Source organism: Pelosinus fermentans JBW45, assembly GCF_000271665.2.
Classification (GTDB): domain Bacteria; phylum Bacillota; class Negativicutes; order DSM-13327; family DSM-13327; genus Pelosinus; species Pelosinus baikalensis.
This window is the reverse complement of record NZ_CP010978.1, coordinates 2,791,050-2,808,429: the sequence shown is the minus strand read 5'-3', so window position 1 is coordinate 2,808,429 and position 17,380 is coordinate 2,791,050. Positions and strand designations below refer to the sequence as shown.

Annotated in this window: 15 protein-coding genes and 2 other annotated features; all 15 genes read left to right on the top strand. The window is 37.9% G+C overall.

From position 1 onward, the window contains the following. The first annotated feature begins 169 nt into the window (after positions 1-169). The 15 genes from JBW_RS12495 (at position 170) to JBW_RS12425 (ending at position 17,335) form a co-directional block, all read left to right on the top strand. Entirely contained in the window at positions 170-1,513 is a 1,344-nt protein-coding gene (locus tag JBW_RS12495; RefSeq protein ID WP_036680020.1) for an anaerobic C4-dicarboxylate transporter, read from the top strand. A gap of 148 nt (positions 1,514-1,661) precedes the next feature. Further along, positions 1,662-1,829, top strand: a complete 168-nt coding sequence (locus JBW_RS12490; RefSeq protein ID WP_007952603.1) for a hypothetical protein — start codon at positions 1,662-1,664, stop codon at positions 1,827-1,829. Between the two features lie 142 nt (positions 1,830-1,971). Beyond that, positions 1,972-3,129, top strand: a complete 1,158-nt coding sequence (locus tag JBW_RS12485) for a DEAD/DEAH box helicase (protein ID WP_007952611.1) — start codon at positions 1,972-1,974, stop codon at positions 3,127-3,129. Positions 3,130-3,348: 219 nt separating this feature from the next. Beyond that, positions 3,349-4,266: a putative sporulation protein YtxC gene (gene ytxC, locus JBW_RS12480; protein ID WP_007952613.1), complete on the top strand. Its 918-nt coding sequence runs from the start codon at positions 3,349-3,351 to the stop codon at positions 4,264-4,266. A 356-nt stretch (positions 4,267-4,622) separates the two neighbouring features. Next, positions 4,623-6,533 carry a threonine--tRNA ligase gene (thrS, locus tag JBW_RS12475; RefSeq protein ID WP_007952615.1) on the top strand — a complete coding sequence of 637 codons (1,911 nt, stop codon included), beginning with the start codon at positions 4,623-4,625 and terminating at the stop codon, positions 6,531-6,533. A gap of 60 nt (positions 6,534-6,593) precedes the next feature. Next, positions 6,594-6,719: a sequence feature (ribosomal protein L20 leader region), on the top strand. A gap of 28 nt (positions 6,720-6,747) precedes the next feature. After that, the gene (gene infC, locus JBW_RS12470) at positions 6,748-7,266 is read left to right on the top strand and encodes a translation initiation factor IF-3 (protein WP_071882490.1); all 519 of its coding nucleotides are present in this window, start codon (positions 6,748-6,750) and stop codon (positions 7,264-7,266) included. A gap of 15 nt (positions 7,267-7,281) precedes the next feature. Continuing rightward, positions 7,282-7,479: a 50S ribosomal protein L35 gene (rpmI, locus tag JBW_RS12465; protein WP_007934943.1), complete on the top strand. Its 198-nt coding sequence runs from the start codon at positions 7,282-7,284 to the stop codon at positions 7,477-7,479. Between the two features lie 33 nt (positions 7,480-7,512). After that, the gene (gene rplT, locus JBW_RS12460) at positions 7,513-7,869 is read left to right on the top strand and encodes a 50S ribosomal protein L20 (protein ID WP_007952619.1); all 357 of its coding nucleotides are present in this window, start codon (positions 7,513-7,515) and stop codon (positions 7,867-7,869) included. Positions 7,870-8,058: 189 nt separating this feature from the next. After that, a complete protein-coding gene (locus tag JBW_RS12455) occupies positions 8,059-8,907 on the top strand; it encodes a class II fructose-bisphosphate aldolase (RefSeq protein WP_007952621.1) in 849 nt (282 codons plus the stop codon). A gap of 131 nt (positions 8,908-9,038) precedes the next feature. Then, positions 9,039-10,400 carry a TrkH family potassium uptake protein gene (locus JBW_RS12450; protein ID WP_007952622.1) on the top strand — a complete coding sequence of 454 codons (1,362 nt, stop codon included), beginning with the start codon at positions 9,039-9,041 and terminating at the stop codon, positions 10,398-10,400. Between the two features lie 13 nt (positions 10,401-10,413). Then, positions 10,414-11,073 carry a potassium channel family protein gene (locus JBW_RS12445; RefSeq protein ID WP_007952624.1) on the top strand — a complete coding sequence of 220 codons (660 nt, stop codon included), beginning with the start codon at positions 10,414-10,416 and terminating at the stop codon, positions 11,071-11,073. Then, positions 11,070-11,873: a TrmH family RNA methyltransferase gene (locus JBW_RS12440; RefSeq protein WP_007952626.1), complete on the top strand. Its 804-nt coding sequence runs from the start codon at positions 11,070-11,072 to the stop codon at positions 11,871-11,873. The genes JBW_RS12445 and JBW_RS12440 overlap by 4 nt, the downstream gene beginning before the upstream one ends. A 123-nt stretch (positions 11,874-11,996) precedes the next feature. Further along, positions 11,997-12,215: a binding site (T-box leader), on the top strand. Between the two features lie 51 nt (positions 12,216-12,266). Next, entirely contained in the window at positions 12,267-13,289 is a 1,023-nt protein-coding gene (gene pheS / locus JBW_RS12435; protein WP_007952628.1) for a phenylalanine--tRNA ligase subunit alpha, read from the top strand. Between the two features lie 39 nt (positions 13,290-13,328). Next, entirely contained in the window at positions 13,329-15,764 is a 2,436-nt protein-coding gene (gene pheT / locus JBW_RS12430) for a phenylalanine--tRNA ligase subunit beta (protein WP_007952629.1), read from the top strand. Between the two features lie 182 nt (positions 15,765-15,946). Then, on the top strand, positions 15,947-17,335 hold the full coding sequence (locus JBW_RS12425) for an amino acid permease (protein ID WP_007952630.1): 1,389 nt from the start codon (positions 15,947-15,949) through the stop codon (positions 17,333-17,335). Positions 17,336-17,380: the final 45 nt, after the last annotated feature.

Genomic DNA, 17,380 nt, shown 5'->3' with positions numbered 1-17,380 from the left:
AAAAAAACGAAGAAATCCTGCGAATTCTCTCGAATTCGCAGGATTTCGCCATATTAATGGCAAACATGTATAAGGTGAAAAAGAGGAAGGCAAGCATAATGCAAAAGTAGATAAAATTGCTTTTGCGACTTTGTTAGACTCTTAAAAAGAAAGGGGAATTGTAAATAATATGATAGGTTTGGAGTTTTTAGTGGTCTTAGGCTGTTTGATCTTAGGTACTCGTTATGGTGGAATGGGATTAGGGTTAATTAGTGGTATCGGTCTTTTTATTCTTACTTTTGGTTTTAATCTGCAACCTGGTCAACCACCTGTTGATGTTATGCTAACGATTTTAGCAGTAATTGCCTGTGCTTCTGTATTGCAAACTGCTGGAGGCTTAAATGTGATGATGAAGGTTGCGGAGCGTATATTACGTCGTCACCCTTCTTACATCACGATTCTAGCCCCACTCACTACTTGGACATTGACGTTTTTATGCGGTACTGGTCATGTCGTTTATACAATGTTCCCTATTATTTATGACATTGCGGTTAAAAAAGGAATTCGCCCTGAAAGACCAATGGCTGTTGCTTCCGTTGCATCTCAAATGGGAATCGGTGCATCTCCTGTATCCGTTTCAGTTGTGTCTATGGTTTCGATTCTAGCTCAATCGCATGGTGTAGGTAGTGCGATTGGTCTTCTTGATTTGTTGTCTGTTTCCATTCCGTCTACATTGTTGGGAGTTGTTGTTGCTGCTCTTTGGAGTATGAAGCGTGGCAAGGATCTGGACAAGGATGAAGAATTTCAAGCAAAAATTCAGGATCCAGAGCAAAAAGAATATATTTATGGAACTTCTGATACTCTATTAGACAAGGTATTCCCAAAAGAATCCTATTGGGCAACCTGGATATTCTTTGCTGCCATTGGTGTTGTTGTTCTATTTGGTGCATTCCCTAATTTACTTCCTTCTTTTGGTCCTGTTGGTAAATTAAAGCCATTATCGATGAATCTAGTTATCCAGATGTTGATGCTAATTGCAGGTGCTATTATTCTGATTGTTTGTAAGGTGAATCAACGGGAGATATCCAATGGTCCTGTTTTTAAAGCAGGTATGGTTGCAATTGTTTCTGTATTTGGTGTAGCATGGATGAGTGAGACCTTCTTTCATGCACATTTCGCCTTATTGAAGAGTACATTGGCGGGCGTTGTTGCTAGCCAGCCTTGGATGTATGCTATTGTATTGTTCCTAGTCTCAAAATTAGTGAATAGTCAAGGGGCTGCTGTTGCTGCAATTGCTCCTTTAGGTCTTAGTTTGGGAGTCGACCCCAAAATGATGGTAGCCTTTTTCTCTGCATCTTATGGATATTTTGTTTTACCAACCTACCCTAGTGATTTAGCGTGTATTGGATTTGATCGGTCGGGTACTACTCGAATTGGTAGATTTATTATCAATCATAGTTTTATTGCTCCTGGTCTAATTGGTGTAGGGGTTGGATGTCTTACAGGCTATTTCTTAGTTAAAATAATCATGTAGCTAAAAAGTCTCTCATCTTTGATGAGGGACTTTTTAGTCATTATAGGAATAAAATTACGAGTCTTGAGAAAAAATATTGATATATTATGTAATTTATAAGATAATATTGATATATGAAGTATTATTGTCTGAAGTGGAGGAATCGCTAGTGTGTCCATTTAAAGGTGACTGTTCCATGTTTTGTCCACCAGAACTTTATCGCGAAAGGCACAAAACATGTGCGAGATATATGGCTGCCAGTAAAGTTGGTATGGCCGCCGTACCTCATGAAATGTCAGCTATTAATTATGCTTTAATCCAAACGTTAAGAGGGTAAACGTAGTCTAAAGTGCCGCCTCACATTGAGGCGGCACTTGATGCATGCTGGCGGGAACCATTATAGTATTCGATAAGGGAACGTTTTTTATGAATGAAGTGATTAGGACCATTAAAAATAGACGTATGAAGAGGAGAAAATAATGAGCGAATTATTTGAGAAGATCGGCGTTTCTGCCCAATTGGCAGCAGGTTTAGGGAAGGCGAACATTGATGTCCCGACGGCAATACAGACGAAAGTAATTCCATTGTCTTTAGCAGGCAGGGATATAATAGGCCAATCGGCAACAGGTACAGGTAAAACACTAGCTTATTTATTGCCTCTATTTCAGAAGATTGATGTGAGCAAAAAAGAGATGCAGGTTATGATTCTTGCCCCTACCCATGAACTTGCTATTCAGATACAACGACAAATTGAAATATTATCGAAGAACTCAGAAATTGCTGTAACGTCTACTCCTATTATTGGGAATGTAAATATAGCTAGGCAAATAGACAAATTAAAAGAGAAGCCACATATTATAGTGGGATCTAGTGGGCGGATATTGGAATTGATACAAAAAAAGAAGATAACGTCTCAGACGATTAAAACAATTATTATTGATGAAGCGGATCGTTTGTTAGATGACAAAAATGTGGATAGTGTAAAAGCCGTTCTAAAGACTACGCTTAAAGATCGGCAGATTCTGTTGTTTTCGGCTACGATAACTTCAAATACGTTAGCAATTGCTAAAGGGATCATGCGTGACCCAGAGGTCATTACAATTGCTGAAGAAAATAACGAAAGACCTGATATTTCTCATATGTATTTTGTGGCAGAGCAGAGAGATAAAATTGAAGTTATGCGTAAAATGGCACGACTTGTTAATGCGAAACGTGCATTAGTTTTTATAAATAAAAGTGATGATATTGAAGAAACTACTGACAAGCTTGTATATCATGGACTGAAAGCTGCAGGCATACATGGAAGCTCTGTAAAAGGGGATCGTAAGAAATCATTAGAAGATTTTCGCAAGGGGAAAGTTCAATTATTAGTTGCTTCTGATGTAGCAGCTCGGGGACTGGACATAGTCGGTATCGATTATGTATTTAATTTAGATTTGCCTGAAGATCCTCAAATCTATTTACATCGTGTAGGAAGAACTGGGCGAGCGGGAGAAAGTGGTATCGCCATATCGATTATTACTAAGCAGGAAGTCGCTTTAATTCATAAATACGAGAAGCTTTTAAAAATAGACATTGCTGCAAAACAGATGGAACACGGAAAAATATTTGATAAAAATAAAGCAGTTCGTAAGTAGAAATGAAGTATAAGGCTTGGCATTTGCCAAGTCTTTTTTATAGGAATTATAAATTTCGAAGATGGAAAGTCTAGTAATCCTATCTGTCTCTTCTTTGTGTTTTCTTCATTTTGACGGTTTGATTATGTTTTAGAGAGTTAAGGGTCTTCTTATTATATTTTTGAATTGTATGCAAATATAATGTGATACATATAATATAATAGGAAGGGAGTGAGGGTGGTGAAATTGCTTTCGGTTGGTTTAAGCGGAACAACCCAGGATATTCGAGAAAGATTGCAATTGGATTGCAAAACATTAATTAAAGATGGATATAGAATAGCGATTGATGAAACCAATAAAGGACATTATACATTTATTGGTTGTAATGTGATGGAAGGAGAATTATCGTTTCGTAATTATGAACGGATTAAGAATGCAGTTAAACATCATGTTGCCAATATGTTAGCTGAATTAATTATTTCAAGAGAAGAAAAGAAAATTGTTTATAAAATTGTTGAAGATAATTATTATTATTTTTCTGCAGAAGAGCGTAAAATCATTTATGATAATACGTTGCAGTTATTAAATGATAATTATGGTGTGGTTGCGGATTTTGGTTTTGGTACGCGCAGCAAGAACATAGTGGAAAAAATTGCTGAATATCTTAACGCACATCATGAGCTTGTATTAGAAGGATTTATCAATTTTAGATTGAAAGAATATCGGGAGAAACTGGCTAGAGTAGTAGATACAGCTGTAGATGATTTTATGATGGAATTAGAATATCAAGAGTTTATCCGCGTATTGCGATATTTTGTTACGATCCAGGAACCGCAGGTAGAGGAAGTACACGTAGTTATTATTAATTCTGGTACGTACAAAATTTTAGATGAACAGGGGAATTTAATTAGTAATCAAAAATTAGAAAACTTTGTGCTGGAAAGTGATGATTCAATCAATCATGAAGATTTGCTCATTACAGCCCTAATTACGATAGCACCATATAGTGTTATGGTTCACGTAGAGGATCATAATCGTGCTACGACTAAGAGCTTGGTGGATATTATAAAGAACATCTTTGATGGCAGGTTCATGATATGCAATGGATGTGACTTTTGTATAAATGTCTATAAGGAAGATCTTATGCCTACGCATTAAACCGCTAATGTAGATATTGACATTCATCTTGAAAATAGCTATTATTAGACTAATACTAGTAAAAGTAATGCAAAGGACAAGACAATAGTATCACTGTCGTTTCAGAGAAAAGATGTCACCGGCTGTAAGCATCTTTACGTACACCATTATTGTTACCACCTTTAAACTGCTATGCTGAATGTTTTTTTGCTATAAGAAGTAATAGCTATAAAACGGTAAGCTGTGCCGGGTAATTCCCGTTATCAATGATCAAGATGGGCTTTTGCCAATCAGGGTGGAATCGCGGGTTATAACTCTCGTCCCTATAGGGATGAGGGTTTATTTTTTATTTGGAAAATTTTTAAGGAGGAACATCTATGAAAAAGATACAAGTGACATTGAAAGATGGAAGTATACGTGAGGTTGAACAAGGAACTACATTGGCTGAATTTGCAGCATCCATTAGCCGCAGCTTGGCTAAAAGTGCCGTAGCCGCAAAAGTGGATGGTCATGTGACTGATTTACCAATTCAATTAAATAGCGATGCAAAGGTTGAGTTTGTTACATTTGAAGATGCTGAAGGACGTGACGCTTTTCGTCATACTTCATCACATATATTAGCTCAGGCAGTAAAACGTTTATTTACGAATGTCAAAATTGCAATTGGTCCTGCTATTGCAAATGGATTTTATTATGATTTTGATATAGATGAGGCTTTTACTCCTGAAGATTTAGAAAAAATTCAGGCTGAAATGGAGAAAATCGTTAAGGAAGATTTCCCTATTGAAAGAATGGAAGTTAGCCGTGATGAGGCGATCCGTATATTTGAAGAGTTAGGTGAAGACTATAAAGTAGAGCTAATACATGATTTACCGATTGATGTAACGATCTCCATGTATAAGCAAGGAGAGTTTGTTGATTTGTGCGCAGGTCCACATCTTGCTTCTACTGGCAAGGTAAAAGCTATTAAGTTGCAAAGTGTGGCTGGTGCCTATTGGCGCGGTGATGAAAAGCGTAAAATGTTACAGCGTATTTATGGTACTTCTTTTGAGAAAAAGGCTGATTTAGAGGCATATCTGACGATGTTGGAAGAGGCCGCAAAGCGTGATCATCGTAAATTAGGTCGAGAACTTGATTTATTTAGTATACAAGAAGAAGGCCCTGGCTTTCCTTTCTTTCATCCAAAAGGTATGGTGCTTAGAAATGAACTTGAAAACTTCTGGCGCAAATTGCATTTTAAATATCGATACCAAGAAATTAAAACCCCTGTTATTCTGAATCAAAAATTATGGCAACAATCAGGTCATTGGGATCATTATAGGGAAAATATGTATTTTACTACTATTGATAATGAAGGTTATGCTGTAAAGCCTATGAACTGTCCAGGAGGAATCTTAGTTTATCGTACTCAGCATCATAGTTACCGGGATCTTCCCCTTAGAACAGCGGAGTTAGGGTTGGTACATCGTCATGAGATTTCAGGAGCGCTGCATGGTTTAATGCGAGTTCGAAGCTTTACTCAGGATGATGCTCATATCTTTATGCTGCCTTCACAAATCAAAACAGAAATACAGGGTGTAATTGATTTATTTGATGCTGTATACAGTACTTTTGGTTTATCATATCATGCAGAGTTAAGTACAAAACCTGAAAAAGCTATGGGGTCTGATGAGGTGTGGAACCTAACGACAAATGCTCTTAGAGATGCTTTGGAAGAAAGAGGCATGGAGTATCGTATAAATGAAGGTGATGGTGCGTTTTATGGTCCTAAAATTGACTTTCATTTACGAGATTCTATTGGACGTACTTGGCAGTGCGGTACGATCCAATTGGATATGCAGATGCCGGAGAAATTCGATCTTAATTATGTGGGAGAAGATGGGCAAAAACATCGTCCTGTTATGATTCACCGTGTAGCCTTCGGCAGCATAGAACGGTTTATTGGGATTTTAATTGAGCATTATGCTGGAGCCTTTCCTGCGTGGCTGGCACCAGTACAGGTTAAGATATTACCGATTACTGATCGGCAGGCAGCATATGCTCATGAGTTGGCAGCTGCTATGTTTGCGCAAGAGATCCGTGTTGAGGTAGATGACCGTAGTGAAAAAATTGGTTATAAGATTCGTGAGGCACAACTGCAGAAAATTCCATATACATTAGTTGTTGGTGATAAAGAAGTTGAATCAGGTAGTGTTGCTGTGCGTAAGCGTGGTCACGGCGATGTCGGTGGGAAACTTGCTAGTGAGTTTATTTCCGATCTTTTAAAAGAAATAAAGGAAAAAGCTTGAAAAATAGTGCTTGACATTCGACATTCCTAATGTTAATATTATCAAGTACTCAAGAATATTGAGTCTAAGTAGAAGCCATCCGCTTCTCACCTTGCAACGCATTAGCAGTTCGTAAGGTTATGACAGCATGTATGATTATGCTTTTGTTGCGGGTGGTATTTATACCATCCGTTTTTATTTATATGTAGCTAAATTTATCAGGGGGTGAGCGACAATTAGCAAAGACACATTAAGAATTAACGAGGAAATCAGGGCTAGAGAAGTTCGTTTGAATAGTGCAACTAATGAACCATTAGGTATTGTTCAACTAAGAGATGCGCTGCAGATGGCAGCAGAACAACATCTTGATTTAGTCGAGGTAGCACCAACGGCTAAGCCGCCTGTATGTCGTATTATGGATTTTGGTAAATTCAAATATGAACAACAGAAGCGGGAGAAGGAAGCTAAGAAAAAACAAAAGGTTGTAACTGTCAAGGAAGTAAAACTACGCCCAAACATTGAGGATCATGACTTTGATGTTAAATTTAAAAACGCTCAACGCTTTCTCGAAGATGGTGACAAAGTAAAAGTAACTATCATGTTTCGTGGACGGGAGTTGTCCCATCCTGAACTAGGGAAGAAAGTTTTGGATAAAATGGCCAGCCAAATTAAAGATATTGCCAATATTGAGCGCGCGGCTAGGCTTGAAGGAAAAAATATGATAATGATTCTGGCACCTAAGCCACAGAATTAAGAAGGGAGACCAATTATGCCAAAAATGAAAACACGTAGAGCTGCTGCTAAACGCTTTAAAGTTACTGGTAGCGGTGAGTTCAAACGTTCTAAAGCTTTTAAACGTCACATCCTTGAGAAAAAAGGTCCAGCTCGTAAACGTAATTTACGTAAAGCCGGTTTGGTTAGCAAATCTGATCATGAACGCGTATCGAAAATGCTTCCTTACGCCTAAAATTGACATATATTAAATAGGGGGTACAGCAACATGCCAAGAGTTAAAACAGGCGTGACAGCACATAAACGTCATAAGAAAATTCTTAAGTTAGCTAAAGGTTATAAGGGTTCTAAGAGCAAGCTATTTAAAAAAGCAAATGAAACAGTAATGAAAGCTTTATATTATGCTCGTCGCGATCGTCGCGCGAAAAAAGGTGAATTCCGTAGATTGTGGATTTCCCGTATTAATGCTGCGGCTCGTTTAAATGGTCTTTCTTACAGCAAATTGATTAGCGGTTTGAGTAAAGCCGGTGTAGAAGTAAATCGTAAGATGATGGCTGATTTTGCAGTAAATGATATGGCTGCTTTTGCTAAACTTGTTGAAATTGCTAAAGAGCAACTTAAATAGATATCAAATTCCTAGACTTTTGTCTAGGAATTTTTATTTTACACGAATCTGTCATTGCGCGCAGAGCAATTTTTAGATGAGGAATAAAAAATTTAAATATTCAAAATATATGCAGGTTTTTAAAAAAAGTTTCGCGAATATAATAGAATCAAATTGAAGTAAAATTTAACCGTAAGGAGGGATTTTATTTTGGCGTTAGTAACAATGAATCATTTACTTGACGATGCGCGTAATCGAAAGTATGCAGTTGGCGGTTTTAATGTGTTTAATCTAGAGACATTGTGTGCGGTTGTAGAAGTGGCAGAAGAATTAAAAACACCATTAGTACTTGGAATTACGGAACGGTTTTTCAAGTTTGTTGATGTAGAGACCTTAAGCGCGGCTATGGTTCGTGCTGCACAAAAATCATCAGTACCGATAGCTCTCCATTTGGATCATGGTCATACTTACGAAGGGATTATTAAAGCAATTCGTTGGGGATTCACTTCTGTTATGTTTGATGGATCTGCTTTGCCTGTTAGTGAAAATTTGAAACAGACTAGAGAAGTTACACGTATAGCCCATTCCCTCGGCGTTTCTGTCGAAGGTGAATTGGGCTATGTTGGTTGTTGCGAGCATGTAGAGGATATTAATGAAGACAATATTGTTACATGTGATGTGGCCGCTGACTTTGTGGATAAAACTAAGGTTGATGCTTTGGCTGTTTCGGTAGGTAATAAACATGGAGCATATCGTGGTATGACAAAACTCAATATCACCAGATTAGGTCAGTTGAGTACTGTTGTTAGCGTGCCATTAGTTATGCATGGAGGATCGAAATTGAGTAGTGATGATTACTCTAATTCTATAAAATGTGGCATTAGTAAGATTAATATCCCTATTGATACGTCTATGGCTGCAAGTGAAAAACTTAAAAATGAGCTGCGTGACAATCCGGGAGCTAATTATATATTTTTGATGTCTGCAGTTAAAAAAGGTGTGAAAGAGTCAGTTAGTAAGTATATGTTCCACTTTAATTGTATTTCTAAAGCATTATAAATTAAATATTTATAAAAAACACACATTTTCAAAAGAAAATGTGTGTTTTTTCTTACTAGTAGTGGTAAAATATGTTGGTATCGTTGGATATGGCACTTATAAATGCTATTTGAAATTTGGAGTGAAGTATTTTGACCGTTCATACTAGATTTGCAAATTTATTTGACATTTCGCAGTGGAAACTAACGCCTTACCAAATTTTAGCTTTGGGTTTTGCGGGGTTAATCGTAACTGGAGCCTTGTTATTGATGACACCTATGGCCTCGGCGACTGGTCAAGGTTTATCTTTTATTGATGCCTTGTTTACAGCGACCTCAGCGGTATGTGTAACTGGATTGGTCGTTGTTGATACGGGGACTTATTTTTCTATATTTGGGCAAATGGTAATTATTGTTCTTATTCAGGCCGGAGCTCTGGGAATTATGACAATGGCTACATTAATGGCACTGATTATGCGTCGTAAGATTCAATTGCGTGAGCGCCTGATTATGCAGGAAGCTTTGAATCATATGACAGTATCAGGTGTTGTTCGAATAACCCAATATATCATTTTCGCTACATTTTTTCTTGAATTTATTGGTGGAACAATCTTAGCAATTCATTGGTATTCTGATTTGGGTAGTACAGGTATTTATTATGGTTATTGGCATGCGATATCTTCTTTCTGTAATGCTGGATTTGACTTATTTGGCAATTTTAGCAGCTTAACACGCTATGTCGATGATGTTACTGTAAATCTTACGGTTACCTCTTTGATTATTTTAGGCGGTCTTGGCTTTACTGTAATTTTTGATGTTTGGAATAATCGACGATGGAAGAAGCTTTCATTACATACTAAGTTGGTACTTATTACTACTTTAGTGTTACTTATTTTTGGTACCGTAGTTATTCTATTGTTAGAAATGAATAATTCGGAGACTCTTGGTGAGCTCTCTTGGAAAGGTAAGATTCTTGCTAGTTATTTCCAATCTGTAGCACCAAGAACTGCAGGGTATAATACAGTTGATATCGGTAAAATGCAGGATGCTACTTTGTTTTTTACGATTATCTTAATGTTTATTGGTGCATCTCCTGCTTCAACAGGTGGTGGCGTAAAGACAACAACTCTTGGAGTAATGATTGCGGCAATATGGGCTTTAATTACAGGTAAGCATGATGCTGAGATATTTCGACGCCGCATTAACCAGAATATCATCTATAAAGCCTTTACCGTGTTTTTTATTGCTGCAACATTAGTTATTATTGTAACAATGATGATGAGTATTAGCGAAGAATTCTCCTTTTTAAGGATATTATTTGAAGTGGTATCGGCGTTTGGAACGGTGGGGTTGTCTACAGGTATCACTAGTTCATTAACTGTACATGGTAAACTGTGGCTTATTATTACTATGTTTGCAGGTCGGATAGGTCCTGTGACATTCGTTTTAGCTTTGGCATTACGTAGTAGAAAAGGTGCAATACATTATCCTGAGGGTAAGATTAATATTGGTTGAGGAGCAGATTTTTATGAAGAACAAAAAACAGTATGCTGTTATCGGATTGGGGCGTTTTGGCACTAGTGTTGCGATTACTTTACATAAAATGGGTTATGAAGTATTAGCAATTGACTCTAGAGAAGAACGAGTCCAAGAATTTAGTGATGAAGTAACACATGTTGTACAAGCAGACACAACGGATGAAGATACATTATCAGCCCTAGGTATTAGAAATTTTGATGTGGTTGTTGTTGCGATTGGGGAAGATATTCAGGCTAATATTTTAACCACATTACAACTTAAAGAATTAGGAGTTCCCTATATTGTTACAAAGGCAAAAAATACATTACATGGTAAAATGCTGGAGAAAATAGGTGCTGATAGAGTTGTATATCCGGAACGGGATATGGGGCAACGTGTAGCTCATAATTTAGTATCGAGTAATGTAATGGATTATATTGAACTTTCACCAGAATTAGGAATTGTGGAAGTTCGTGTTCCCAAGGCTTTAGTAGGCAAAACACTGGCTGAAACAAATTTACGGGCAAAATTTGAAATTAATGTTGTTGCTATTAAAAGAGAAGAAGTAGTAATTGTGCCACCCTTACCAAGTGAAAAGTTTACTGAACGTGATATTTTAGTTGTTGTGGGAGGGATGAAAGGGATACAACGCTTGGAGGACCTAGCGTGAAAGAAATAATTACTAGTAGTCAGAATCGATTTATAAAAATGGCTGCTTCGCTTAAAGAAAAGAAATTTCGTGATGAGTTAGGTTTATTTAGTATTGAGGGTGTTCGGTTAGTAGAAGAGGCTGCTCAGGCAAATTGGTCAGTGGAAGCGTGCGTCTATATAACGGGAGCAGAGGAAGATCAAAGGGTGCAAGAAGTGTTGTTATTATTGCAGTCCAGGAACTGCCGTATGATTGAAGTTTCAGCAGCTATATATGGAAAAATAACGGAAGTAAAGCATCCTCAAGGTATAATGGCAATTATGAAAAAACGTGAGTATAGGTTAGTTGATTGTCTTGCTAATGTAGAAAAACCGCTTTTGGTGGTGCTTGATGAAGTTCAGGACCCTGGGAATGTGGGGACTATAATTCGTACGGCTGCTGCCGCTGGTTGTACAGGAGTAATATTGACAAAAGGCTGTTCTGATGTTTTTGCTGCTAAGGCAGTAAGGGCTAGTATGGGATCTTTGTTCTATGTACCGATATTCGAGGGGCTCAGCCAAGACGAAGTAATAAATTCTTTGGATAAGTATGATATTCGTATTTTAGTGACATCTTTGGAGGATTCTACCATTTACTTTCGGACTGATTTTAATCAGTCTGTGGCTGTCGTTTTTGGCAACGAGGGCAATGGTGTCAGTAGAAAGTTACTCGAAGTTGCAATAGAGCGGTTACATATTCCTTTACTGGGGAATGTAGAATCCTTAAATGTTGCAGCTTCGGCAGCTGTTATTTTATATGAAGCGGTGCGTCAGCGTCAGTAGTCTTTTATTGTAATATGGGATATAATGTGCTATAATTTTGCTGATAAGGAGCTGTTAGTGTTATATTGTTTAACTGCTCTGTAGAATTGAAGATATATAGTGAGATAAAGTTGCTATATTAAGGTAACTACAATGATAGAGAAGAGTATGTTAGTGCCATTTTATACAGGGAGGATGCTGTCGTAGATTGAGAACAGTTCCAAAACGGTTAACAGAAGTTCGCTCTGGAGTAATCTGTGCTGAAGAAATGATTTTTGTGTAAGCCAGACGTTCCTTTCTGCGTTAAAGAAAGTTGAGTACTAATTAGGGTGGTACCGCGGGAGTAAGGCTTTCGCCCCTTGCAGGGGTGGAGTCTTTTTATTTTTATCTATAATGATGTTTTAGGAGGTACACATGGAACAAGAATTACAATCCTTAAAGCAATTGGCTTTGCTAGAGTTATCACAGGCAGATAATATGGATGCATTAAACGAGCTTAGGGTTAAATATTTAGGGAAAAAAGGGAGCTTAACTAGTGCCTTAAAGGGAATGGGAGCGTTGAGCGCCGAAGAGCGTCCGAGAATTGGACAAATTGTAAATGATATTAGGTCTGAATTAGAAAATATTATTCAAACAAAAAGTGAAGGCTTTAAGCAAGCTGATCTAGAAAAAAAGTTGGCTTCTGAGAAGATTGATGTTACGTTGCCTGGGAGAAAGGTAAATGTAGGGCATCAGCATCCTTTAACTGTAACCCTTGTACGCATAAAGGAAATATTCATGAGAATGGGTTTTGCCATAGCAGAAGGCCCAGAAGTAGAACAGGATTATTATAATTTTGAAGCACTTAATTTACCTAAAGATCACCCTGCACGGGATATGCAAGATTCTTTCTATATTACAGAAGAGTTTTTAATGCGTACTCATACTTCACCTGTACAAGTTCGTACTATGCAGGCAGCAGTACCAAATCAACCTATTCGTATCATAGCACCTGGAAAAGTATATCGTCGTGATTATGATGCAACTCATTCTCCGATGTTCCACCAAGTAGAAGGGCTAGTAATTGATAAAAATATTAGCTTTGCTGATTTAAAAGGAACTCTAGAATTGTTTATTCATGAAATTTTTGGCAAAGATGTTGGCGTGCGTTTTCGTCCGAGTTTCTTTCCTTTCACTGAGCCTAGTGCAGAAGTAGATATTTCTTGTGTTATGTGTAGTGGTGGAGGATGTCGAGTTTGCTCTGGCACTGGCTGGCTAGAAATATTAGGTGCGGGAATGGTACATCCTCGCGTACTTGAGATGAGTAAATTTGATCCAGAACAAGTGAGTGGTTTTGCTTTTGGTATGGGCGTAGAACGAATTGCAATGCTACTATATGGTATTGATGATTTACGGTTATTTTATGAGAATGATTTACGTTTCTTAAAACAGTTTTAGTAAGAAAATAATGATATACAATCTTAAAGGGGGATGGGTATGCAAGCACCAATAAAATGGCTAAAAGAGTATGTTGAATTTTCACAAACACCCGAAGTATTAGCAGAGATGCTAACAATGGCTGGTATTCCGGTGGAAGGAATTAGCTACTTAGGTAAAGATATTGAAAAGATTGTAACTGGTAAGATTCTTGAAGTAGAAAAGCATCCTAATGCTACGAAATTGTCCATCTGTAAACTAGATGTTGGAACTGAAGTTCTGGTTATTGTCACTGGAGCAAACAACATTGCAGTGGGAAATATTGTTCCGGTAGCTTTAGTTGGTGCTAAGTTACCAAGTGGGCTGGAAATTAAAGCAAGTGAATTGCGCGGTGTAATGTCGTATGGCATGTTGTGTTCTACGGCAGAACTGAATATTGACAGTAAGTTGTTGTCTGCAAAGGAAAAAGAAGGTATTTATATCTTATCTGAAGACACAGCTGTTGGTGTTGATATCAAAAAAGCGTTGGGGATGGATGATGTAGTTCTAGAATTTGAATTAACGGCAAATCGGGCAGATTGTTTTAGTGTAATTGGTTTAGCACGAGAAGTTGCAGTTTTGACAGGCAGTACGTTAAAAAAACCAATGATTCACTTACATGAGACCGCAGCGGAAAAGTCTGCTAGTTTAGTAAAGGTTGCTATTGAAGAGCCTTCGTTATGTTCTCGGTTTGCTGCAAGGGTGTTGCAAAATGTTAAGGTTGGCCCATCACCAAAATGGCTAAAACACCGTTTGCAGGCTGTGGGAATGCGATCCATTAATAACATAGTTGATGTAACCAACTACGTTATGTTGGAAATGGGACAGCCAATGCATGCTTATGATTATAATTTGGTTTCAAAACATAGCTTGACAGTGCGAAAAGCACAATCTGGTGAAAAGATTACAACGTTAGATGGAATTAAGCGTGAACTTACTTCTGATATGTTGGTAATTGCGGATCAAGTACAAGCTGTAGGGATCGCAGGTGTAATGGGAGGGTTAGCTACAGAAGTCACTAATAATACTCAAAATGTAATATTAGAAGCAGCTTCTTTTAACGGAGTAAGTATACGCCGTACTTCAAAGGCTCTTGGTTTGCGTTCAGAAGCATCAGGAAGATTTGAAAGAGGTGTAGATACGGTTAATAGCATTCGTGCTCTAGATAGAGCAGCTAAGTTATTAGAAGATATGGGAGCATGTAAGGTATGTCCAGGACTTGTGGACAGCTATCCTACCATGGTACTGCCTCGCCAGGTTAGCTTTATCCCCCAGAAGGTAAATGCTTATCTAGGTACAGATATTAGTAAAAGTGAAATGCTGAATATTTTACGAAGTTTGGAATTTGCAATTGATACACATTCTGAAAGTGATAAAGTAATTGTGAATGTGCCTACATGGCGCAACGATGTACAGTATCAGCCTGACATATGTGAAGAAATTGCTCGAATTTATGGTTATAATAAAATCCCTACAACAACTCCTGATGGTAATATTTTACGTGGTGGGCAAGAATATGCCCAGTCGATTGTTGATGTAATAAAAACAATTTTAACAGGAGCGGGTTTGGATGAAATTATTTCTTTGAGTTTTACTCATCCGCAAGTATTGGATAAATTAAATATTGCAGATGATCATGTCCTACATCGTGCCATTCGCGTGCTGAATCCTATCACGGATGATTTTCCCATATTAAGGACTACTTTATTAGGTGGTGTATTGGAAACCATTGTCCGTAATCTTTCTAGAAAAAATGATGATATAAAAATTTATGAACTTGGGGCAGTATATTTGCCCGAAGAACTTCCTCTAGATTCGTTGCCTAAAGAGCCTTTGATGCTCTGTGGCGCATTAGTAGGTAAACGCAGTGAACTGTCTTGGAGCCAAGGCAAGGACAATGTTGATTTTTATGATGCCAAGGGTATTGTAGAGGTATTACTGGCTGGTTTAGGAATCAGTGATTATCATGTAACAACAGGTGAACATATGTCTCTGCATCCAGGAAAGACGGCAGTATTCACCAGAAATAGTAAAATATTGGCAACTGTTGGTGAACTGCATCCGAAAGTGGCAGATGAATTTGATATACATCGTAAAGTGTATATATTTGAGGTTGACATCGAAGCTGTAGTAGATTGTGTAAATTTACTTGCCAAGTATGAACCATTACCTAAATTTCCGGCTATTCAAAGAGATGTAGCAGTAGTCTTGCCTTTAACTATTTCTGCTGATCAAGTAAGAGAAGCTATCATTGCCAGTGGGGGGCCATTGCTTAGTGATGTTCGCTTGTTTGACGTGTACGTTGGTGAACAAGTAGCTGATGGTTCGAAAAGTCTAGCATTTTCATTAATTTATAGGGATAAGATGCGGACTCTTACAGATGAAGAAATAGATGTGTACTACAAGAAGACAATTGATCACATAGAGAATTCGTTAGCGGCTAGAATTCGTAGTTAGTACAAAATGTCTCCTCTGAAAACACGAAAAAATCTTTACCTATGACTTTACTTGTGTTATCCTGTTAACGGGATAGCTATTTAGGCGTTTATAAACGTTTAGGTTTTGATAGATCTGTCCTTGTGGGCAGGTCTATTTTTTTGAGATTTTTTGTGATTTATAAAAAAGAAAGGTGGAGCTTAATGGGGATTTTTCGTACCAAAAGTATCAGCGAACTTTTACAAGGGGCTGAGAAAAAAGGCTTAAAGAAATCGTTAGGTGCAATGGATTTAACACTTCTTGGAATTGGTTGTATTATTGGTACTGGTATTTTTGTTTTAACTGGAGTAGCTGCAGCTAAATATGCTGGCCCTGCATTAGTACTTTCCTTTGTTCTTTCAGGATTGGCTTGCGCCTTTGCCGCCTTAGCCTATGCTGAGTTAGCCGCAATGGTTCCCATTTCTGGTAGTGCTTATACGTATACATACGCTGCATTGGGAGAAATTGTTGCCTGGATTGTAGGCTGGAATCTAATTTTGGAATATTCTGTAGGTTCTAGTGCTGTTGCAGCTGGATGGGCTGGCTATATGGTAGGTCTTTTAAAATCAGGTGGTATTGAGGTGTCAAAGGCCTACACTGCGGTACCAGCTGATGGCGGTATTGCAAATGTGCCAGCGATGTTAATTTCTTTCTTTTTAAGTTTGCTTTTGGTGCGCGGCACCAAGGAAAGTGCAACACTTAATAAAATTTTAGTATTGATAAAGTTGGCTGCGGTTTTTATTTTCTTAGTTTTGGCAGGTCCAAAAGTGAATGTTGCAAATTGGGATCCATTTATGCCTTTTGGCTTTTCGGGAGTAGCTGCTGGCGCTGCTATTATATTTTTTGCATACATTGGTTTTGATGCGGTAGCAACAGCAGCAGAAGAATGTCATAATCCGAATCGTGATTTGCCAATTGGTATTATTGGCTCTTTGTTAGTCTGTACTATCTTGTATATTATCGTTGCTGCTGTATTAACAGGTGTCGTACCTTATAGTGAATTAAATAATGCAGAGCCTGTGGCCTATGCATTGAGGGCGATAGGATATAATATGGGATCTGCATTAGTTGGTACAGGTGCTATATGTGGTATTACGACCGTATTACTAGTATTAATGTATGGTCAATCTCGTGTTTTCTTTGCAATGTCTCGTGATGGCTTGATCCCGGCTAGTATTTCCAAAGTCCATCCTCAGTATGGAACACCCCATATTATTACAATCGTTGGTGGAATTGCGGTAGCCTTGATCGCCGGATTTACTCCTATTGGGATCATTGCTGAACTTACCAATATTGGAACTTTATTTGCTTTTGCAGTAGCTTCTGTGGGAGTCTTAGTACTGCGGTACACGAAGCCGGAATTAAGACGACCATTTCGATGCCCTGCAGTTAGTGTAATCGCTCCGTTGGCCGTTATTTCCTGTAGTTATTTAATGTATAATTTGCCTTACGAAACATGGGTGCGGTTTTTTGTATGGAGTGGAATTGGTTTTCTAGTATATTTTTTATATGGTAAAAACCACAGTTTACTTAATAAAACTGATAAGGCGTAAGATAATACAAAAAAGGCAGTTTATGATCTCATAGCTGCCTTTTTT